The 19,429-nt window shown below is 67.1% G+C and carries 16 protein-coding genes; 12 read left to right on the forward strand and 4 right to left on the reverse strand.

Annotation, left to right across the window (positions count from 1 at the left end; all coding sequences use genetic code 11):
• Window positions 1-90: 90 nt before the first annotated feature.
• Window positions 91-1,101 carry a DctP family TRAP transporter solute-binding subunit gene (locus ACFJGT_RS06740; protein WP_377847137.1) on the reverse strand — a complete coding sequence of 337 codons (1,011 nt, stop codon included), beginning with the start codon at window positions 1,099-1,101 and terminating at the stop codon, window positions 91-93.
• 132 nt (window positions 1,102-1,233) lie between these two features.
• On the opposite strand from ACFJGT_RS06740, the gene ACFJGT_RS06745 reads away from it, so the two are divergent.
• From ACFJGT_RS06745 to ACFJGT_RS06760, 4 genes are all read left to right on the forward strand, one after another.
• Window positions 1,234-1,983: a FadR/GntR family transcriptional regulator gene (locus ACFJGT_RS06745; protein WP_377847139.1), complete on the forward strand. Its 750-nt coding sequence runs from the start codon at window positions 1,234-1,236 to the stop codon at window positions 1,981-1,983.
• 10 nt (window positions 1,984-1,993) lie between these two features.
• A complete protein-coding gene (locus tag ACFJGT_RS06750) occupies window positions 1,994-2,758 on the forward strand; it encodes an SDR family oxidoreductase (protein ID WP_377847141.1) in 765 nt (254 codons plus the stop codon).
• A 71-nt stretch (window positions 2,759-2,829) separates the two neighbouring features.
• Window positions 2,830-4,029, forward strand: a complete 1,200-nt coding sequence (locus ACFJGT_RS06755) for a mandelate racemase/muconate lactonizing enzyme family protein (RefSeq protein ID WP_377847143.1) — start codon at window positions 2,830-2,832, stop codon at window positions 4,027-4,029.
• A 256-nt stretch (window positions 4,030-4,285) separates the two neighbouring features.
• Window positions 4,286-5,014: a class I SAM-dependent methyltransferase gene (locus ACFJGT_RS06760; RefSeq protein WP_377847146.1), complete on the forward strand. Its 729-nt coding sequence runs from the start codon at window positions 4,286-4,288 to the stop codon at window positions 5,012-5,014.
• An 88-nt stretch (window positions 5,015-5,102) separates the two neighbouring features.
• On the opposite strand, the gene ACFJGT_RS06765 is transcribed toward ACFJGT_RS06760, so the two are convergent.
• On the reverse strand, window positions 5,103-6,434 hold the full coding sequence (locus tag ACFJGT_RS06765) for a dicarboxylate/amino acid:cation symporter (RefSeq protein ID WP_377847148.1): 1,332 nt from the start codon (window positions 6,432-6,434) through the stop codon (window positions 5,103-5,105).
• 179 nt (window positions 6,435-6,613) lie between these two features.
• Here ACFJGT_RS06765 and ACFJGT_RS06770 point away from each other — a divergent pair, with 179 nt between their 5' ends.
• Both ACFJGT_RS06770 and ACFJGT_RS06775 read left to right on the forward strand, forming a co-directional pair.
• On the forward strand, window positions 6,614-8,464 hold the full coding sequence (locus ACFJGT_RS06770; protein ID WP_377847152.1) for an ATP-binding protein: 1,851 nt from the start codon (window positions 6,614-6,616) through the stop codon (window positions 8,462-8,464).
• A complete protein-coding gene (locus tag ACFJGT_RS06775; protein ID WP_377847154.1) occupies window positions 8,461-9,828 on the forward strand; it encodes a sigma-54-dependent transcriptional regulator in 1,368 nt (455 codons plus the stop codon). The genes ACFJGT_RS06770 and ACFJGT_RS06775 overlap by 4 nt, the downstream gene beginning before the upstream one ends.
• A gap of 183 nt (window positions 9,829-10,011) precedes the next feature.
• On the opposite strand, the gene ACFJGT_RS06780 is transcribed toward ACFJGT_RS06775, so the two are convergent.
• Window positions 10,012-11,205 (reverse strand): mandelate racemase/muconate lactonizing enzyme family protein, encoded by a 1,194-nt coding sequence (locus ACFJGT_RS06780; RefSeq protein WP_377847156.1) that lies wholly within the window; start codon window positions 11,203-11,205, stop codon window positions 10,012-10,014.
• On the reverse strand, window positions 11,202-11,960 hold the full coding sequence (locus ACFJGT_RS06785) for a GntR family transcriptional regulator (RefSeq protein ID WP_377847158.1): 759 nt from the start codon (window positions 11,958-11,960) through the stop codon (window positions 11,202-11,204). The genes ACFJGT_RS06780 and ACFJGT_RS06785 overlap by 4 nt, the downstream gene beginning before the upstream one ends.
• 79 nt (window positions 11,961-12,039) lie before the next feature.
• On the opposite strand from ACFJGT_RS06785, the gene ACFJGT_RS06790 reads away from it, so the two are divergent.
• The 6 genes from ACFJGT_RS06790 to ACFJGT_RS06815 all read left to right on the forward strand — a co-directional run bounded on the left by ACFJGT_RS06790 (window position 12,040) and on the right by ACFJGT_RS06815 (window position 19,399).
• Entirely contained in the window at window positions 12,040-13,071 is a 1,032-nt protein-coding gene (locus ACFJGT_RS06790; protein WP_377847160.1) for a succinylglutamate desuccinylase/aspartoacylase family protein, read from the forward strand.
• 57 nt (window positions 13,072-13,128) lie between these two features.
• Window positions 13,129-14,667, forward strand: coding sequence for an ABC transporter substrate-binding protein (locus ACFJGT_RS06795; RefSeq protein WP_377847162.1), 1,539 nt, complete (start codon window positions 13,129-13,131; stop codon window positions 14,665-14,667).
• Window positions 14,668-14,911: 244 nt separating this feature from the next.
• Window positions 14,912-15,856, forward strand: coding sequence for an ABC transporter permease (locus tag ACFJGT_RS06800; protein WP_377847164.1), 945 nt, complete (start codon window positions 14,912-14,914; stop codon window positions 15,854-15,856).
• On the forward strand, window positions 15,856-16,704 hold the full coding sequence (locus tag ACFJGT_RS06805; protein ID WP_377847167.1) for an ABC transporter permease: 849 nt from the start codon (window positions 15,856-15,858) through the stop codon (window positions 16,702-16,704). The genes ACFJGT_RS06800 and ACFJGT_RS06805 overlap by 1 nt, the downstream gene beginning before the upstream one ends.
• A gap of 17 nt (window positions 16,705-16,721) precedes the next feature.
• A complete protein-coding gene (locus ACFJGT_RS06810) occupies window positions 16,722-18,209 on the forward strand; it encodes a M81 family metallopeptidase (protein ID WP_377847169.1) in 1,488 nt (495 codons plus the stop codon).
• Between the two features lie 11 nt (window positions 18,210-18,220).
• The gene (locus tag ACFJGT_RS06815; RefSeq protein ID WP_377847171.1) at window positions 18,221-19,399 is read left to right on the forward strand and encodes a mandelate racemase/muconate lactonizing enzyme family protein; all 1,179 of its coding nucleotides are present in this window, start codon (window positions 18,221-18,223) and stop codon (window positions 19,397-19,399) included.
• The last annotated feature ends 30 nt before the right edge of the window (window positions 19,400-19,429 follow it).

Below are 19,429 nucleotides of genomic sequence, written 5' to 3' on the forward strand. Positions count from 1 at the left end.
GCGTCTCCGGAACAGTTGCTGCGGATGTGTCATCGAACGAAGGCAGGCTCAACCGCCCGGCGGCGTTTTCCACCGCCGAGGGCAGGGGGCTCATGTCCGATGCTTCTTGATCTCGGCGTAGAAGTCGTTGACGAAGGCGGCGCCGATCGTCTCGGTGTTCTTCTCGATCACCGGCTGGATCGCCTTGCGGATGGCGTCGAGTTCGGCCGCGGGCATCTCGGTCGTCGCCATGCCCTTGGCTTTGAGCTCGCCGAGCACCTCGCCGGCCTCGCGCAATTCCGCCTCGCGCTGGAAGGCGCGGGTCGTCTCGGCCGCTTTCTGGACGGCGGCCTGCTGCTCCGGCGTGAGCGAGGCCCAGAACCTCTTCGAGGCCACCAGCGCGACCGGCGTGTAGACGTGATTGGTGACGGTCAGGTACTTCTGCACCTCGAACATCTTGTTCGCGTACATGTCGACGAACGGGTGCTCGTAGCCGTCCAGCGCCTTGGTCTCCAGGGCGGTGTAGACTTCCGTGAAGGCCATCGGCACGGCGTTCATGCCCATCGCGTTGAAGCTCGCCAGCGCCATCGGGCTCTGCATGACGCGGACCTTGAGGCCCTTCATATCGGCGAGCGAGGCGATCGGCCGCTTGCTGTTCGAGAGATTGCGGAAGGCGCCGCCTGACCAGGCGAGGCCCTGCAGGTTCATGTCGGCCAGCCCATCAAGCAGCCGCGTGCCGGCGGGGCCGTCGAGCACGGCGGCGGCCTCCGCATCGGTCGCGAACAGGAACGGGAAATCGAAGATCTGCAGCTCTTTCTTGCGCGCCGCGATCGGCGACAGCGCCCCCATGTAGAAGTCGATCGTGCCGGCCTGCGTCGCGATCAGCATCTTCTCCTCGGAGCCGAGCGCGGCATTGCCGAAGACATCGACCTTGACGCTGCCATTCGTCGCCTTGGCGACCTCCTCGGCGAAGCGGCGCATCGCGGTGGCGCGGGGATGGGAATCGGCGAAGGAGTGGCCGAGCTTGGCGGTCTTCACGCCCTGCGCGCCGGCAGGCGCAAGACCTGTGGCGGCAAGCGCCGCTCCGGCAGCAAGCAGCGTCCGGCGGGTTCCGTTGAACATGGCGGTCCTTCCCTGTGCTTGGCGCGCTTTGTCGCTCTGGAGGCGGGCGCCGTTGCGGCACCCATAACGCGGCAGAAGTCAGGTTGTCAAACAACTGACAACGTGACAATGATGACCCAGCAGGAACCCGCCATGCAGCTCTCATCCATCGGATCACGGCCCAATCTCGCGAGCGATGCCGCCACCGCGTTGGCGACCTCGATCCGTTCGGGCGCCTTGCAGCCGGGCGATCGATTGCCCTCCGAGACGGAGCTCGCCCGCCAGCTCGGCGTCAGCCGGCCAGTGGTGCGCGAGGCCATCGCCTATCTCAAGGCCGATGGCATCGTCGAAAGCCGGCGCGGCCTCGGGCTCTTCGTCAATCAGCAGGATTCGTTCCGGCTGCGGCGTGCCGAGATAGCGGCTTCCGAGCAGTCGATCCTGCAATTCCTGGAATTTCGCCTCGGGCTGGAAGTCGAGGCGGGCCAACTGGCCTCGCTGCGCCGTACGCCGGAGGATCTCGCCCGGATGGAGGCGGCCGAGGCCGCGCTGAACGCCGCCGACGATGCGGGGGAGGACAGCGCGGCGCACGACCTCGCGTTGCATCTCGCCATCGCCACGGCAGCGCATAACCCGCTCTTCCTGACCGTGCTCCAGTTCGTCTCGAGCCCGCTGCTCAACTCGATCCGCAGCATGCGCGACAAGGATCGCGGCGAGGAGTCCAACATCGCCATCCGCCGGGCCGACCACGCAGCGATCCTCGATCGCATCCGGGCCCGGGACCCGGACGGCGCCGGCGAGGCGATGCGCAAGCATATCGGCGAATCCTATCGCCGCTACGCAGGCAAGCTAGCCGCGAGCGGCGCTATGCCGGCCCATCCGGCCCTTCAGACCACGCCGAAATAGGACCCTTCTCGTGATCTCTCCCTTCGATCTCTCGGGGCGCACAGCGCTCGTGACCGGTTCCTCGCGCGGGCTCGGCCGTGCCATGGCCGAAGGGCTCGCGGCTGCGGGCGCCAGCATCATCCTCAACGGCGCCGATGCCGGGCGCCTCTCCGAGGCGGTCGCGGCGATGAACGCTGTCGGCCACAGCGCGCGCGGAGTGAATTTCGATGTCACCGACGAGCAGGCCGTCGTTGCGGCCTTCGCCGCGCTCGATGCCGAGGGCGTCGCGGTCGATATCCTAGTCAACAATGCCGGCATCCAGTTCCGCAAGCCGATGCTGGAGCTGGAGACGGCCGACTGGCGCCGCGTGCTCGACACCAACCTGACCAGCGCCTTCGTGGTCGGCCGCGAGGCCGCCCGCCGGATGGCGAAACGCGGCCATGGCAAGGTCATCAATATCGGCTCGCTGACCAGCGAGCTCGCCCGCGCGACCGTCGCGCCCTACACGGTGGCCAAGGGCGGCATCAAGATGCTGACCAAGGCCATGGCGGCCGAATGGGGCGAGCTCGGCATCCAGGCCAATGCGATCGGTCCCGGCTACATGATCACCGACATGAACCAGGCGCTGATCGAGAACCCGGCCTTCGATGCCTGGGTGAAGGGCCGCACGCCGGCCCGCCGCTGGGGCCGCCCGGACGAGCTTGCCGGCACCTGCGTCTACCTCGCCTCATCCGCTTCCGACTATGTCAGCGGCCAGATCATCTATGTCGACGGCGGCATGATCTCGGTGCTGTGAACCCGCAAGAGCAACAGGCGGCGAGGGGCCTTCGGCGCCCGCTCCCGACAGACTGAACAGGACGAAACGCCATGAAGATCACCGCCATCGAAACCCTGCACGCCGAGGAGTTCGGCAATGTGCTCTGGGTCCGTGTCCACACCGATTCCGGCCATATCGGCCTGGGCGAGACCTTCTACGGCGCCCGATCGGTCGAGGCCCACATCCACGACACGCTGGCCGGGCGCCTGCTCGGCAAGAACCCGCTGCATATCGAGGCGCTGCATCGCGAGATGACCAACCTGCCGATGGCGCAGTCCTCGACCGGCGCGGAATCGCGCGCGACCTCGGCGATCGACATCGCGCTCTGGGACCATTTCGGCAAGGTCTGCGGCCAGCCGGTGCACCAGATGCTGGGTGGTCTCTGCCGCGACAAGCAGCGCATCTACAACACCTGCGCCGGCACCCGCTATGTCCGTTCCAGCAATATCAAGCCGGTCTCGAACTGGAGCCTGGGCGACGAGGCCAGCCCTTATGAGGATCTCGACGGCTTCATGAATCGCGCCGATGCGCTGGCCGAGAACCTGCTGGAGCAGGGCATCACCGCGATGAAGATCTGGCCCTTCGATCCGCCCGCGATCGAGAACCAGGGCCTCTACATCACGGCCGAGCAGATGAAGAAGGCGGTCGAGCCCTTTGAAAAGATTCGCAAGGCGGTCGGCGACAAGATGGAGATCATGGTCGAGTTCCACTCGCTCTGGAACCTGCCGACCGCCAAGCAGATCGCCCGCGTGCTCGAGCCCTACAAGCCGACCTGGTACGAGGACCCGATCAAGATGAACTCGCCGCAGGCGCTCGCCGAATACGCGCGCTCGACCGATGTCTGGGTCTGCGCCAGCGAGACCTTGGGCTCGCGCTGGCCCTACAAGGACATGCTGGAGCGGGACGCCGCCCATGTCGTGATGGTCGACTTGTGCTGGACCGGCGGCCTGACCGAGGGCCGCAAGATCGCCGCGCTGGCCGAGACCTTCCACCGCCCCTTCGCGCCGCATGACTGCATCGGCCCGGTCGGCTTCGTCGCGGCGGTCCACACCTCGTTCAGCCAGCCGAACACGCTGATCCAGGAATCGGTGCGCGCCTTCTATCGCGGCTGGTATCTGGAGCTGGTCACCGAGATGCCGCGCATCGAAGGCGGCTATGTCTATCCGATGGAGGCGCCCGGCCTCGGCGTCGACCTGCTGCCGTCCGTCTACGAGCGCTCCGACCTGACCGTGCGCCGCTCGACGCTCTGAGGGCGCCGGGGCGCAGGCCCCGGTTTGCCCGAGAGGGGTGCGGCTCGTCATGGCGCCGGAGCATGCTCGCGATTCGTCGGCATGCTCCGGTGCGATTCTTTGCGTCACCCCCCAAATGGGAGATGCGCAATAACAATGGCTTTCTCAAAGACGCTCGAATATTCCAATCGTTCGTATTTCTCTTGGGGAGGCTGTGACCTGCCGTGCTGGGCCGCCGATCGCGGTGCCGGCGCCACGTCCTGGCTGTATTTCTGGCATGAACATCAATGTATTCGCGCAGGAATATCTGCGCGCGGCCGTTCGCAAGCCGAGTCAATTCCTGCAGGCGCGCCCGGCCCGGCTCTGCACCATCTGCGGCTATGAGGGGCGCTTCCTCGATGTGGGTCCGCGCCCCGAGGCGCGCTGCCCGAACTGCTCCTCCAAGGAGCGGGATCGGATCATGGGGCTGTACCTGCGCGCCAACCGCCTGAACCTGACCGACAAGGCCGTGCTGCATTTCTCGCCGGAGCGGCCGTTCTTCCGTTTGTGGAAGGACAATCCCCGCTACGTCGCCGGCGACGTCAAGATCAGCAAGGTCGCCAATGCCGTCGTCGACATCACCAATATCCAGTTCGAAGACGACCATTTCGACTACGTGATTTGCCATCATATCCTGGAGCACGTTCCCGACGACGCCCAGGGCATGCGCGAATGCTTCCGCGTCCTGAAGCCCGGCGGCACCGCCTTCTTCTCGGTGCCGCTCGACCAGTCGCGGGCGGAGACCTGGGAACCGCCGGCGGACATGCCGGCCGCCGAGATCGAGCGCATCTGCGGCTGGGATCACGTCCGGCTCTATGGCCGCGATTTCCCGGACAAGCTCGCCGCCGTCGGCTTCGACGTCGACGAGATCAGGTTCTCGACCGAGGACGGCGACCGCAGCCGCCTGACCGAGAAGCATGCGTTCGAACCGCAGGGGCTCGATCGCCTCTTCGTCTGCCGGAAGTGACCGGCGCCTGCGCCGCTCAGTCCGATTGAATGCGTGAGAGATCGCGGCTCGCAGGAGCCGCGATCCTTTTTCGCGTCGACGCTGCGGATCACTCCGCCGGGGCCATCAGCGGCTCGTCGAGGAAATCGGGCAGTTCGCCGGCAAGCGCGGCCTTCAGGCGGTTCTCGTCGAGCTCGCCTTCCCAGCGCGCCACCACGATCGTGGCGACGGCATTGCCGATGAAGTTGGTCACCGCGCGGCATTCCGACATGAAGCGGTCGATGCCGAGGATCAGCGCCATGCCGGCGACCGGCACGGCCGGGACGACGGAGAGCGTCGCCGCCAGCGTGATGAAGCCCGCGCCGGTGATGCCGGCCGCGCCCTTCGAGGAGAGCATCGCGACGAGCAGCAGCAGGATCTGGTCGCCGAGCGGCAGGTGGATATCCATCGCCTGCGCGATGAACAGCGCCGCCAGCGTCATGTAGATGTTCGTGCCGTCGAGATTGAAGGAATAGCCGGTCGGGATGACCAGCCCGACGACGGAGCGCTTGCAGCCGGCCGCTTCCATCTTCTCCATCAGGCTCGGCAGCGCCGCTTCCGACGAGGAGGTGCCGATGACGAGCAGGATCTCGTCCTTGATGTAGCGGATCAGCGCCAGGATCGAGAAGCCGTTATAGCGGGCGACGGCGCCGAGCACGACCAGCACGAACACCGCCGCCGTGATGTAGAAGGTCAGGATCAGGAAGGCGAGATTGGCGACCGAGCCGATGCCGTAGCGGCCGATGGTGAAGGCCATCGCGCCGAAGGCGCCGATCGGGGCGGCCTTCATCAGGATCGCGACCAGCTTGAAGATCGGGGTCGAGAGCGCCTGCAGGAAGTCGAGTACCGGCTTGCCGCGCTCGCCGACCATCGCCAGGGACAGGCCGAACAGCACCGAGAAGAACAGCACCTGCAGGATGTCGCCCGAGGCGAAGGCGCCGACGATCGTGTCGGGGATGATGTTCTGCAGGAAGCCGACGATGCTCGTGTCATGCGCCTTGGCGGCGTAGCCCTGGACGGCCTTGGCGTCGAGGCTGGCGGGATTGATGTGCAGGCCGGCACCGGGCTGGATCAGGTTGCCGATGATGAGGCCGACGATCAGCGCCAGTGTCGAGAAGCACAGGAAATAGATCATCGCCTTGCCGGCGACGCGCCCGACCTTCTTCATGTCGGTCATGCCGGCGATGCCGGTCGAGACCGTCAGGAAGATCACCGGCGCGATGATCATCTTCACCAGCTTGATGAAGGAATCGCCGAGCGGCTTCAGGGCCGCGCCCTGGTCCGGCCAGAAATGACCGAGCAGGATGCCCGCCGCGATGGCGAACAGCACTTGCACATAGAGATGCTGGTAAAACTTCTTCGGGCGCGCCGGCTGAGCGGGCGCGATGATCGGGGTCGCCATGGTCTGCTCCTTGGGTCGGCGGTCGTGTTAGTTTTGCTTGAAACCGCTGCCCCCCCTTTCGCAACCCGCGTGCCAACCCGCCCGCATGTCGAAAATCAAACGAAACCAATGGTTTGTGATTCCCGGTGGAATCAATCTGATAGCACTGCAAGGCGGGTTTCCGCACGCGGCCTCTTGATTTGTGCGGAATTCCGCACAACGACTGGGGGATCAGCCGCTCCCGGCGCGATCCATGGAAGAGTGCCGCGACGCAGCGCTGGCTGGTCTTCGGGCTGGTGGCGGCGGCGCTGGCTATTGCCGCGCTTTTTGCTGCCGGTGAGATCGGCCGCAGCCGTGCCATCGCCGCGACCGAAAGCCGGGCGACCGATGGCGGCACCCTGGCGCTGGCGATCCTGCGCGGCGAGCTGGAGAAGCAGCGCGCGCTCCCCGTCATCCTGGCCCGCGATCCTGACGTGCGGCAGGCTCTGACCGGCGGCAGCCGCCATGGGCTCGACCTCAAGCTGGAGGCGATCGCGAAGGAAGCCCGCACGGCGGTGATCTATCTGCTCGGCCCGGACGGCGTCGCGATCGCAGCGAGCAACTGGAACGAGCCGACGAGCTTCGTCGGCAATGATTACAGCTTCCGCGACTATTTCAGGGGTGCGGTCGCGAACGGCGCGGCCGAGCAGTTCGCGCTCGGGACGGTCAGCCAGCGGCCCGGCCTCTACATCACCCGGCGGATCGAGGAGGGCGGCCAGCGTCTCGGCGTGATCGTCGTCAAGGCCGAGTTCGACCGCGTCGAGGCGGATTGGCGGGCGCTCGGCGGCCAGACCTATGTCGTCGACAGGCGGGGTGTCGTGCTGCTCTCGACGGTCGAGGACTGGCGCTTTCGCGTCGAGACGCCGCTCGATGCCGCGACGGCCGCGGTCATCCGGGATTCGCTCCAGTTCGGCACCGCGCCGCTGACCCTGCTGCCGCTGCAGGAGCGCGACGAGCTCGTTCAGGGCACGGGTCCCTATGCCGGGCTCTACGCCCGTATCCGCCAGCCCGTCGCAACCACCGACTGGCTGCTGGAGGTGCTTCAGCCGGTCGATGCTGCCGTCGCCGCCGGGCGCACGCAATCGCAGGCGCTGGTCGCCCTCCTGCTGATGCCGGGGGCGGGGCTGGCTGGTTTCGCCCTCTACCGCCGCCAGCGCAATCTCGCCCGGCAGGAGGCCGATGCCCGCTCCAAGGCGGAGCTGGAGGAGCGTGTCGACGAACGCACGGCGGAGCTTGCCGGTGCCAATGAACGCCTCGTCGCCGAGATGGCCAAGCGCACGCGGGCGCAGGAACGCCTTTCCAATCTCCGCGAGGAACTGGCCAAGGCCAACCGACTCGCAACGCTCGGCCAGATCACGGCCGGCGTCGCCCACGAGGTCAACCAGCCGCTCGCGGCTTTGCGGACCTATGCCGAGAACGCCCGCGCCTTCCTCAAGCGCGCCGAGCCGGTGGATGCGGACGGCGCGCTGGTCCGGATCGTCGCGCTGACGGATCGGATCGGCGCGATCACCGAGGCGCTCCGTGGCTTCGCGCGTCGCAGCAAGGAGCCGCTGGCCCCGGTCCCGATCGGCACGATCATCGAGGGCGCAGTGACCTTGCTCGAAGGCCCCTTGCGTCAGGCGCGCGTGACGCCGCTCGTCACGGCGCCGCCGGAGCCGATCCATGTCATCGCGCGCCCGATCGAGCTGGAGCAGGTCTTCGTGAACCTGCTGCGCAATGCGATCGAGGCTCTGATGGAAGGCGGGCAGGGCGGCGAGCCTGCGCTCGCGATCACGGTCACACCCAATGACGAGCGCGTCGAGATCGCGATCACGGATCGCGGCCCCGGCCTGTCCGAGCAGGCGCTGGCGCAGCTCTTCACCCCCTTCAGCACCTCGAAGCCCAAGGGGCTCGGCCTCGGGCTGGTGATCTCGCAGGACATGATCGTCTCCTTCGGCGGCACCTTGACCGCGACGAGCGCTCCCGGCGCCGGCGCCAGCTTCGTCATCACTCTCGAAAGGGCGGCGGCATGAGCGATTCCTCAGGCTCCATCGACGCGATCGAGGTCTCCTTCGTCGACGACGATCCCGACCTGCGCGACGCCAATGTTCAGGCTTTGCGCCTCGCCGGCTTCCGCGCGGTGGCGCTCCCATCGGGGGAGGCGGCGCTGGAGCGGATCGGACCGGACTACGCGGGCATCGTCGTCACCGATATCCGCATGCCCGGCATGGACGGGATCGAATTGTTCCGGCGCTTGCGGGCGCTCGATTCCGATATCCCGGTGATCATGATCTCCGGCCATGCCGATATCGCCACCGCCGTCGGCGCGATGAGCGAGGGCGCTTACGACTTCATCGCCAAGCCCTATGCCGGCGAGCGCCTCGTCGAGACCTTGAGACGCGCGGCCGAGAAGCGGGCGCTCGTCCTGGAGAACCGCCGCCTGCGGGCGCTGGCCGAGCAAGGCGAGGAAGAGACCGCATTGATCGGCGAGACCGCCGCGATCACGCGCCTGCGCCAGACCATCCGCGAGCTCGCCGATGTCGATGTCGACGTGCTCGTGCTCGGCGAGACCGGGACCGGCAAGGAGGTCGTCGCCGGCCTGCTGCATCGGCTCGGGCGGCGCCGCGACAAGCCTTTCGTCGCGCTGAATTGCGGCGCGCTGCCCGACAGCGTCATAGAGAGCGAATTGTTCGGCTACGAGCCCGGCGCTTTCACCGGCGCGCAGAAAAAGCGGATCGGCCGCATCGAGCATTCCAGCGGCGGCACGCTCTTCCTCGACGAGCTGGAGAGCATGCCGCCCTCTGCCCAGGTCAAGCTCCTGCGCGTGCTGGAGATGCGCGAGATCGCTCCGCTCGGCTCGAACGACCTGCGCCGCGTCGACCTCAGGGTCGTCGCCGCGACCAAGGCCGATCTCGGTGACCCCGCCCAGCGCCGCGATTTTCGCGAGGACCTCTATTACCGCCTGAACGTGGTGACGCTGCGCATCCCGCCCTTGCGCGAACGGCGCCGCGACATCCCGCTGCTCTTCACGCGCTTCCTGGCCCGTGCGGCGGAAAAATATCGCCGGCCGGTGCCCGTCTTGGATCGCGCCGTCGAGCGTCATCTGGTCGAGAGCGATTGGCCCGGCAATGTCCGCGAACTCGTCCATTTCGCCGAACGTGTCGCGCTGGGCCTCTCCGGCGACCTGCCGGCGCAAGCGGCTCGTTCGGACGCTCCCGCCGCCAGCCTGCCCGATCGTCTCAATGCGATCGAGGCGAATCTGATCCGCGAGGCTCTGGAAGCCAATCGCGGCGATGTCCGCGCGACGCTGGAGATGCTCGGCATCCCCCGCAAGACCTTCTACGACAAGCTCGCCCGCCACGGCATCGACAGGGCGGCGTACGCGATAACCGAGTAAGCTGCTGCGGGAGCCTGCTGGCTATCATCGGAAACGCGGCGTCATCCCGGGCGACCGCAGGGAGACCCGGGATCCATGCCGGAACGTTTCCGATGAAGGTTCAGGCATGGATCCCGGATCTTCGCTTCGCTCCGTCCGGGATGACCCGCGTTTCTCTCGGAACGCCGTCAGTTCCCCACGCCGTCAGCCGAACAGCGCCTGCGGATCCGGCGTATACCGCCCGAGCTTCTCGCGATCGATCGTCACGCCGAGCCCCGGCAGGTCCGGGATCGTCAGCCATCCCTCTGCGTCGAGCGCGAAAGGCTTCGCCAGGATGCCATCGACATAGGGGCTGCCGCCGATGAACTCGACCAGATCGGCATCGGGGAAGGCCGCGGCCATCTGCAGGTCGGCGGCGAGGCCGAGCGCCGTGTTCCAGCCATGGCCGACATATTTGATGCCGAGATCATAAGCCATCCAAGCGATGCGGCGCTGCTCGGAGATGCCGCCGACCTTGGTGACATCGGGCTGGACGATGTCGAGCGCGCCGGTCGTCAGCCAGGGAATGAAGTTCTGGCGCCGGGTCAGGACCTCGCAGCCGGCGATCGGCACGGGCGAGGAGCGGCGCAATTCGCGGTAGTCGTCGATGGCGTCAGGCCGCACAGGCTCCTCGAACCAGCCGACCTCGTAATCGGCAAGCATTTCGGCGGTGCGCTTGGCCCATTTCAATCCATGCGGCCACAGCGCGTCGCTGGCGCCGGCGTCAACGAAGAGCTTGGATTTCTCGCCGGCCGCCTCGCGCGCCGCGCGCACGATCGCCTCGTCGAGCTTGACGTCGAGCGCCCGGCCGAACGGCCCCCAGCCGATCTTGAAGGCACTGAATCCCTTGTCGCGATAGCTGGCGACGACGTCCTTCATCGCCGCCGGCTCTTCCATCAGCAGGGAGCAATAGGGTTGCACGCGCTCGCGATAGCGCCCGCCCAGCAATCGCCCGACGCTCAAGCCCGTCGCCTGGCCGAGAATGTCCCACATCGCGATGTCGATGCCGCTGATCGTGTGGGTCAGCGTGCCGCCGCGCCCCATCCAGAAAGTGTTCTGATGCAGCTTCTCGCTGACGAAATCGGGCGAGAGCGCGTCCGCACCGAGAAACAGCGGCTCCAGCACCTTAAGGCCCGCCTGCACGAGCCGGCCATCGGTGAAGACGCTGCCATAGCCGGTCAGGCCCTGGTCGGTATGAACCGCGATCAGCGCGTGGATCGAATCCTCCGGCCGGATCTCCGCCGACCAGCCGCCCTTGGGGCTTTCGCCGAAGAGGGGGGCGGCCTCGATGCGGGTGATGCGGAAGGGCGGAAGCCCCGCTCGCCCCGCTGCGCGCGTCTGGATCGGCTGGTCGTTCACGGCAAATCCCTTTCCCTGCGGCGCCTGGCGACGATGGCCTCGTAGTCCATCGCGTGGTTCATGACGGTGATGTGCTCGTCGAGCGTGCGGGTGATCGCCGCGATATCGCCGGCCTCGAAGGCCGAGAGCAGGTCGACATGCTCCTCGACCACGCCGGCCATCGGCTTGCCGAAGGTGGCGAGGCCGAAGATGATCGTGCATTGCGGCGCCAGCGTTTCCCACAGGTCGAAGGTGACGCTGTTACCGCCGAGCCGGCAGAGCGCGCGGTGGAAGCCGGTATCGGCGACCGCGACGCCATAGGCGCTGCCGCGCGCCGCCATCAATTCCATTTCGGCGACGGCTGCACGCAGTTCATCGAGATGGGAACCGCGATTGCGGCCGGCGGCGACGGCACGCACGACCGCACTGGCTTCCAGCGCGATGCGCGCCTCGATCAGGTCCGAGACGCGCTCGTTGGTCACCGGGCGGAGCCGGATGCCCTTATAGGGCTCGCTGACCACGACGCCCTGGCTTTCGAGCAGGCGCAGCGCCTCGCGCACCGGCACGCGGCTGACCCCGAGCTTGCGGGCGAGATCGACCTCGACGATCCGGTCGCCCGGCAGGATCAGCCCGGCGGCGGCCCCGGCGATGATCGCCTCGATCGCGTGGTCGACGAGCGTTTGCGGCTGCAGGGGCTGCCAATCGGGAGCGGCGCTTTTCACGCGCTCCCGTGTCGCTGTTTCGGCTGCCCGCATCTGCTCGCTCGTATCCGTCATCCGGCTCTCTGCCTCTCGCTTGACAGGTCGTATGATCGTATACAATCATACGAAACGCAAGAGCGAGGAGGGGTTCGCCATGGCGTCGGAAAGTCGTGTTCGGTGCGAGATCGACTTCGAGGCAGCGGGCCGGCAGGCCGGCTATCTGCGGGCGCCTTTGTCGCGCAATACCTCCGGCTGGGGCGTCGTCGAAATCCCCGTCATCAGCGTCAAGAACGGCTCCGGCCCGACCATCCTGTTCACTGGCGGCGTCCATGGCGACGAGTACGAAGGGCAGATCGCGGTTTCGCGCCTCGCCCGCAGCCTCGATCCGGCCAAGGTGCAGGGCAGGGTGATCATGATACCCGCGCTCAACATGCCGGCCGTGCTCAACGACACCCGGCTCTCGCCGGTCGACAACCGCGACATGAACCGCTGCTTTCCGGGCAATCCGCGCGGCACCTTCTCCGAGATGCTGGCGCATTTCGTCGATACCGTGGTGCTGCCGCTGGTCGATATCTCCGTCGATCTCCACACAGCCGGCCATTCCGGTGACTCGGCGCTCTCGACCAACATGCATTACGTTGCCGACGCCAAACTGCGTGATCGCACCATGGCGGCGGCGGCGGCCTTCGGTGCGCCGTACAATGTCGTGTTCTGGGGCGTCGACGAGGGGGCGACCCTCACTTCTTCGGTCGAGAAGCGCGGTATTCTCTCGCTCGGCACCGAGCTCGGCGGCTGGGGCCGCGTCAATGTCGAGGGCGTGCGCATCGCCGATCGGGCGCTGACCAATATCCTCAAGCATTTCGGCCTGATGGAGGGCAAGCCCGACACGACGCAGCGCGACGGCTCGCCCGGCACGCGCCACATGATGGTGCGCGATGCCGCCGGTTATTCCTTCGCGCCGGCCGGCGGGCTGTTCGAGCCGCGCCATGTCGTCGGCGATGTCTGCCGGGTCGGCGATCTCGCGGGCTACCTGCATTTCGTCGAGGACATCGACCGCGACCCGCTTGAGGTGCGCTATCGCCGCGATGGCGTGCTCTGGATGTCCGCCGGGCCCGGCCGCGTCCAGCGCGGCGATGCTGTCGCGGTCCTGATGGAGGATTACGACGCGGTGCGCGCCGCCGCGTGACCAAGCCTACGCCTGAACCACACCGTGCCTGACCATCAATCCTGAGGGGACAAGAACATGGCAAAGCACATCATCTTCGGCGCGGCCCTCGCGGCGGCGCTCATGCTCGGAGGGGCGCAAGGCGCGCTGGCCCAGCGCAAGGGCGGCGAGGTCGTCATCGGCATCAGCCAGGCCCCGCCCTCGCTCGATGCGCAGATCACCTCGGCGCAGGCCTCGCGCAATGTCACGCTGCATATCTTCGAGACGCTCTATGCCCGCGACGAGAACGCCAAGCCGGTGCCGGAACTGGCCGAGGGCGTGACGATTTCGCCCGACGGCAAGACCTATGTCTTCCCGATCCGCAAGGACGTGACGTTCCATAACGGCAAGAAGCTCGACGCGGCCGATGTCGTCGCCTCGCTGGAGCGCTATCGCAAGGTCGGCGCCTCGCCCGCGCTCGTCGCCGCCATCGACACGATCAAGGCGAGCGGCGAGCACGAGGTCACGGTCACGCTGAAGCAGGCGCAATCGACCTTCCTCGACAATCTCTCGTCGCCGCGCGCCCCGATCGCGATCTACCCGGCGAGCGAGGCCGCCAAGGAAGCCGGCAAGATCGAGATCATCGGCACCGGCCCCTACAAATTCGTCGAGTACAGGCCGGACAGCCACGTCAAGCTGACACGCTATGACGGCTATGCGCCCAATCCGAAGGGCACCGGCCGCGACGGCTTCGCCGGCAAGAAGGAAGCCTTCCTGGACACTGTCACCTTCCGCTTCATGCCGGAAGGCGGCGCCCGCACCGCCGCGCTCGAGGCCGGCCAGATCCAGTTCAACGAGACCGTCGACGGCCCGACCGCCAAGCGGCTGGGCACCGACAGCCGCTTCACCATCCACAAGATGGTGCCGTTCGGCCTGCAGGTCATCAAGTTCAACCAGGCTCAGGCCCCGGCCAATGACGTGAACTTCCGGCTTGCCGTCCAGGCCGCGCTCGACATGGAGGAGATCATGGCGATCTCCTATGCCGATATCTACCAGATGGACCCGAGCTGGCTCTATCCGGGCTCCGCCTTCCATTCGACGGTCGGTAGCGACAAGTACAACAAGAACGACGTGAAGCTCGCCAAGGAGCTGCTCGCCAAATCCTCCTACAAGGGCGGCAAGGTCACCTTCATCACCGACAATCTGCGCCCCAATGTCGACACTGCGACGCTGGTCCAGCAGAAGCTGAAGGAGATCGGCGTCGAGGTCGACATCTCCGTCGCCGACTGGCCGACCGTCTCGAAGATCGGCTTCACGCCGACCGGCTGGACCTTCTGGACCCATGGCTTCGGCATCGAGCCCTATGAAGGTCCGGGCTCGGTCATGGCGCCCTGGGTCAACGGCCTCTCCCAGCAGGCGAAAGACCCGGAGATCGACCGCATCGCCGCCGCCTTCAACGCCGAGATGGACGAAGGCAAGCGCAAGGCCCTGTTCGATGCCTTCCAGAAGCACATGTACGATGCAGCGGTGGCGATGAAGGCCGGCAATTACGGGATCTTCCAGGCCTCCACGGCGAAGCTCAAGAACTTCAAGCCCTATCGCATCCCGCGCATGTGGGGCGTCTGGCTGGAGCCTTGAGCATAGGAGCGAGGACCGGTCAGCGCAGGCGTTGCCGGTTCTCATGAACGCGGGTCATCCCGGACAAGCCGCGCAGCGGCGCCGATCCGGGATCCATGCCTGAACCTTCTTCGGAAGGGCTCCGGCATGGATCCCGGGTCTCCCGGAGCCTGCCATCGGGCCGACCGGAGATCGGACCCGGTGGGTCGCGCGGGATGACCAGCGCTCGTTTCGATGAACGGTTGACGCTCGGAAGGAGGGCGGCATGGGGCATTTCCTGATCCGTCGGCTCGCGGGCGCCTTTCTCGTGCTCGTCCTGGTCTCGCTGATGTCCTTCGCGCTGATCTGGCTGGTGCCGGGCGATCCGGCGGCAGCCTTTCTCGACGCCTCGGCGACGCCCGAGCAGGTCGCCAAGCTGCGCAGCGCGCTCGGGCTCGACCTGTCGCTGCCGCAGCAGATGCTGGGCTGGTATGGCCGCATCCTCAGCGGCGATCTCGGCCAGTCGATCCTGCTCAACCGCTCGGTGACGGCGGCGCTGATCGAGCGCCTGCCGGTCACGCTCTCGCTCGCCGCGCTGGCGCTCGCCTTCGCCGTCTTCTTCGGCGTCGCTGCCGGCATCATCGCGGCCGTCAATCACAACCGTTGGCCCGATCAGGCGGTGATGACCACGGCGCTGCTCGGCCTCTCCGTGCCGGATTTCTGGCTCGGCCTCGTCATGGTGCTGGTCTTCGCGGTCTCGCTCGGCTGGCTGCCGAGCGGCGGCTTCACGCCCTTCCTGCAATCTCCCACCGAATGGCTGCGCGGCATGATTCTGCCGGCGCTGACACTGGGACTGGTCCAGGTCGGCTTCATCGCCCGCATGGCCCGCGCTTCGATGCTGGATACGCTCAGCCAGGACTATGTCCGCACCGCCGATGCCAAGGGGCTGGCCAAGCTCCATGTCGTCCTGCGCCATGCATTGCCGAACGCGATGATCCCGATCCTCACAGTCATCGGCATCGTCTCCGGCGCGCTGCTCGGCGGCGCGGTCATCGTCGAGCAGGTCTTCTCGATCCCCGGCATCGGCCGCCTGATCGTCGGCGCCATCGCCTCGCGCGATTTCCCGGTGCTGCAGGGCGGCTTGCTCTTCCTCGCGGTCGTCTATCTCGCGATCAATCTCGTCGTCGACATCCTCTACGCCGTGGTCGATCCGCGCGTGAGGCTGGCCTGATGCAGGGCACGCCACTCGTCGGCCGCGCCCTCTGGGGGCGCCTGTTGCGCAACCGCTCTTTCGCGATCGGCGTGGTGCTGGTGCTCGCCATGGTCGCGGTCGCGCTCTTCGCCGACTGGCTGACGCCCTTCGATCCGCTCAAGAGCAATGTCCGGGCCCGGCTCGCGGAGCCCAGCGCCTTGCACTGGTTCGGTACGGATCATTTCGGCCGCGACATCCTCTCCCGCGTCATGATCGGCGCCCGCACCTCTCTTGCCATCGGCGCCTTCACCGTCGTGCTGGCCGGCATCGCGGGCACGCTGAGCGGCGCGATCGCCGGCTATTTCTATCGTCTCGACCAGCCGATCATGCGGATCATGGACGCGCTGATGGCGTTTCCGTCGATCGTGCTGGCCATGGTCGTCTCGGCCGTGCTTGGCGCGTCGCTGACCAATGTCGTGATCGCGCTCGCCATCGCCACGACGCCGCACACCGCCCGCATCGTCCGGGCTTCGGTCCTTCTGGAAAAGGAGCAGGAATACATCGCCGCCGCCCGCTCGATCGGCGTCGGCGAATGGACGATCCTGTTCAAGCATGTGCTGCGCAACGTGGCCGGCCCGCTGATCGTGCGCCTGACCTATGTCTTCGCCATCGCGATCCTCGCCGAAGCCGCTCTGTCCTTCGTCGGTGCCGGCCCGCCGCCGCCGGCCGCCTCTTTCGGCTCGATCATCGCGCAAGGCCGCGATTTCATGCGCGAAGCCCCGTGGATCACGGTGTTTCCGGGCCTTGCGATCATCGCCTGCGTGCTCGGGCTGAACCTGCTCGGCGACGGCCTGCGCGACGTGCTCGATCCCCGCCTGAAATTCTGACCCGCCGGAGCCGCCCGATGAAGCGCATCCTGATCGCCGACTGCAAGCAGGAGATCTCCTCCTTCAACCCGCTGCCGTCGCATTACGAGAACTTCCTGATCCACCATGGCGACGGCCTCTACGTCCAGCGCGGCCAGAACCAGGAACTCGGCGGCGCGCTCGCGGTCTTCGAGGCGAGGCCTGATATCGAGATCGTGCCGACGATCTGCGCGCGCTCCGGCAGCGCCGGCCCGCTCTCGGCCACAGGCTGGGAGAAGCTCTCCGAGGAAATCCTCACTGCCATCTTCGCGAAGCTCGACCGCATCGACGGCATCTATGTCTCGCTCCATGGCGCGATGGGTGCCGATGGCGAACTCGACCCCGAAGGCTACCTGCTGGAGAAGCTGCGCCAGCGCGTCGGCCCGGACATGCCGATCGTCATCTCGCTCGACCTGCACGGCATCCTGACCGACCGGATGCTGCGCAACGTGGACGGCTTCGCGATCTACTGGACTTACCCCCATGTCGATTTCGCCGATACCGGCCGCCGCGCCGCCGAACTGCTGCTGAAGCTGATGGCCGGCGGTATCCGGCCCGTCGCCGCCCGCGTCGTCATCCCGGCCCTGGTGCGCGGCGACGAGCTCATCACCAAGACCGGCTGCTATGGCGAGCTTCTCGCCGAATGCCGCCGGCTGGAGGAGGAGGGGCGGGCGCTCGCGGCCGGCATCATGATCGGCAACCCCTTCACCGACGTGCCCGAGCTCTGCTCGCAGGTGCTGATCCTCACCGATGGCGACAGGGAGACGGCCGAGCGCGAGGCGGTCCGGCTCGCCGAGGAGTTCTGGCCCTTGCGCTTCCGCATGCAAGGCAAGCTCGTCCCGCTTGACCGCGCCATCGCCCAGGCCCGCAGCATCGACGGCCCGGTGATCTTCACCGATGCCGCCGACGCGACCTCCTCCGGCGCCTCGGGCGACAGCAACGCCATCCTCGCCGCTTTGCGCGAGGCCGGCTATGGCAAGCGCGTGCTGGCCCAGATCGTCGATGCGCCGGCAGCGGCAGCCGCCCACAAGGCCGGCGTCGGCGCCACGATCGAGGTCGCGCTCGGCGGCTCGATCGATCCCGCGCGCTTCCCACCGATGCCGGTGAAAGCCAAGGTCAAGCTGCTCTCCGATGGCGAAGCCGCGCTGGAGACGATGAAGGCACCGCTCAGTGCCGGGCCGACCGCCGTGCTGACCTGGGACAATGTCACCGTCGTCGTGATGAGCCGGTCGGTCAGCCTGTTCGACCGCGCGATGTACTACGCCAACGGTATCGACCCGACCGATTTCGACCTGATCGTGGTGAAGTCGCCCCACACCGAATTCCGCATGTTCGACCAGTGGTGCGCGCGGAATTTCAACATCGACGCGCCCGGCGCGACATCCGCCAACCTGAAGAGCCTCGGCCACACCATCTGCGCCCGGCCGATCTACCCGCTCGACGAGGGCGTCACCTTCGCGCCCCGCGCCACGATCTACGAACTGTGAGGAGAGGACCCGTGCCCAGGATCGAGGCCGTCGATTTCTTCTATCTCGCCATGCCCGTCGTCACTGACGAGGCCGATGGCAGCCAGGATGCGCTTCTGGTCAGGGTCGCCGCCGGCGGCCATGTCGGCTGGGGCGAATGCGAGGCGGCGCCATTGCCCTCCATCGCCGCCTTCATCTGCCCGATGTCGCATGGCGTCTGCCGGCCGGTGGCCGATTCCGTGCTCGGCCAGAATCTGGAGAGCCCGGAGGACATCGCCCGCATCGCGGCGGCCGTCGCCTATAACTCGATGGACCTGCTGCAGGCGCCGCATACCTTCTCCGGCGTCGAGATGGCGCTCTGGGACATCCTCGGCAAGATGCGCTCCGAGCCGGTCTGGCGCCTGCTCGGATACGCGAAAAGCCACCCCAAGACGCCCTATGCCTCGGTCCTCTTCGGCGACACGGCGCAGGAGACCCTCGAACGCGCCCGCGATGCGCGGAAGCGCAGCTTCCGCGCCGCCAAGTTTGGCTGGGGGCCGATCGGGCGCGGCAGCGTCGAGGCCGATGCCGAGCATTTCGTCGCAGCCCGCGAGGGGTTGGGGCAGGACGGCATCCTGCTGGTCGATACCGGACAGATCTTCATCGAGGATGTCGCGCGCGCCGCCGCCCGCTTGCCGGCGATGGAGAAGGCCAACGCGCTCTGGTTCGAGGAGCCCTTCCACGCCAGCGCGCTCGAAGCCTATGGCGCCCTCGCGAAGCGCAGCCCCAAGGTCCGTTTGGCCGGCGGGGAGGGCGCCCATAACGAGTCGATGGCCCGACAGCTCATCGATTATGGCGGCATCGGCTATGTCCAGATCGATTGCGGCCGGATCGGCGGCATCGGCCCGTCCAAGGCGGTGGCGGATTATGCGGTCGCCAAGGGCGTGACCTTCGTCAACCACACCTTCACCTCGCATCTGGCGCTCTCGGCCTCGCTCCAGCCCTATGCCGGCCTGGCCGATCACGAGATCTGCGAATATCCGGCGATGCCGAAGCCGCTCGCGACCGCGATCTCCGCCAACCATCTGGAGCGCGACGCGAACGGGCAGGTCGCCGCCCCCGATGCGCCCGGCCTCGGCATCGAGGTCGCGACGACCGCATTGCGCGGCTACCTTCAGGAGGTCGAGATATCCGTGGGCGGCAAGCGGCTCTACAGCACGCCGAGCCTCTGACACGATGTCCGCTTGACGCAGCGCCGCACC

The sequence above is a fragment of the Allobosea sp. UC22_33 genome, from assembly GCF_042700715.1.
Classification (GTDB): Bacteria; Pseudomonadota; Alphaproteobacteria; order Rhizobiales; family Beijerinckiaceae; genus Allobosea.

What these genes read in the sequence shown, in the direction of transcription:
- ACFJGT_RS06805 (WP_377847167.1), top strand. Translation starts at nt 15,856, where the DNA reads ATGCAGGGCACGCCACTCGTCGGCCGCGCCCTCTGGGGGCGCCTGTTG.
- ACFJGT_RS06800 (WP_377847164.1), top strand. Translation starts at nt 14,912, where the DNA reads ATGGGGCATTTCCTGATCCGTCGGCTCGCGGGCGCCTTTCTCGTGCTC.
- ACFJGT_RS06765 (WP_377847148.1), bottom strand. Translation starts at nt 6,434, where the DNA reads ATGGCGACCCCGATCATCGCGCCCGCTCAGCCGGCGCGCCCGAAGAAG.
- ACFJGT_RS06755 (WP_377847143.1), top strand. Translation starts at nt 2,830, where the DNA reads ATGAAGATCACCGCCATCGAAACCCTGCACGCCGAGGAGTTCGGCAAT.
- ACFJGT_RS06790 (WP_377847160.1), top strand. Translation starts at nt 12,040, where the DNA reads ATGGCGTCGGAAAGTCGTGTTCGGTGCGAGATCGACTTCGAGGCAGCG.
- ACFJGT_RS06760 (WP_377847146.1), top strand. Translation starts at nt 4,286, where the DNA reads ATGAACATCAATGTATTCGCGCAGGAATATCTGCGCGCGGCCGTTCGC.
- ACFJGT_RS06740 (WP_377847137.1), bottom strand. Translation starts at nt 1,101, where the DNA reads ATGTTCAACGGAACCCGCCGGACGCTGCTTGCTGCCGGAGCGGCGCTT.
- ACFJGT_RS06795 (WP_377847162.1), top strand. Translation starts at nt 13,129, where the DNA reads ATGGCAAAGCACATCATCTTCGGCGCGGCCCTCGCGGCGGCGCTCATG.
- ACFJGT_RS06785 (WP_377847158.1), bottom strand. Translation starts at nt 11,960, where the DNA reads ATGACGGATACGAGCGAGCAGATGCGGGCAGCCGAAACAGCGACACGG.
- ACFJGT_RS06810 (WP_377847169.1), top strand. Translation starts at nt 16,722, where the DNA reads ATGAAGCGCATCCTGATCGCCGACTGCAAGCAGGAGATCTCCTCCTTC.
- ACFJGT_RS06775 (WP_377847154.1), top strand. Translation starts at nt 8,461, where the DNA reads ATGAGCGATTCCTCAGGCTCCATCGACGCGATCGAGGTCTCCTTCGTC.
- ACFJGT_RS06745 (WP_377847139.1), top strand. Translation starts at nt 1,234, where the DNA reads ATGCAGCTCTCATCCATCGGATCACGGCCCAATCTCGCGAGCGATGCC.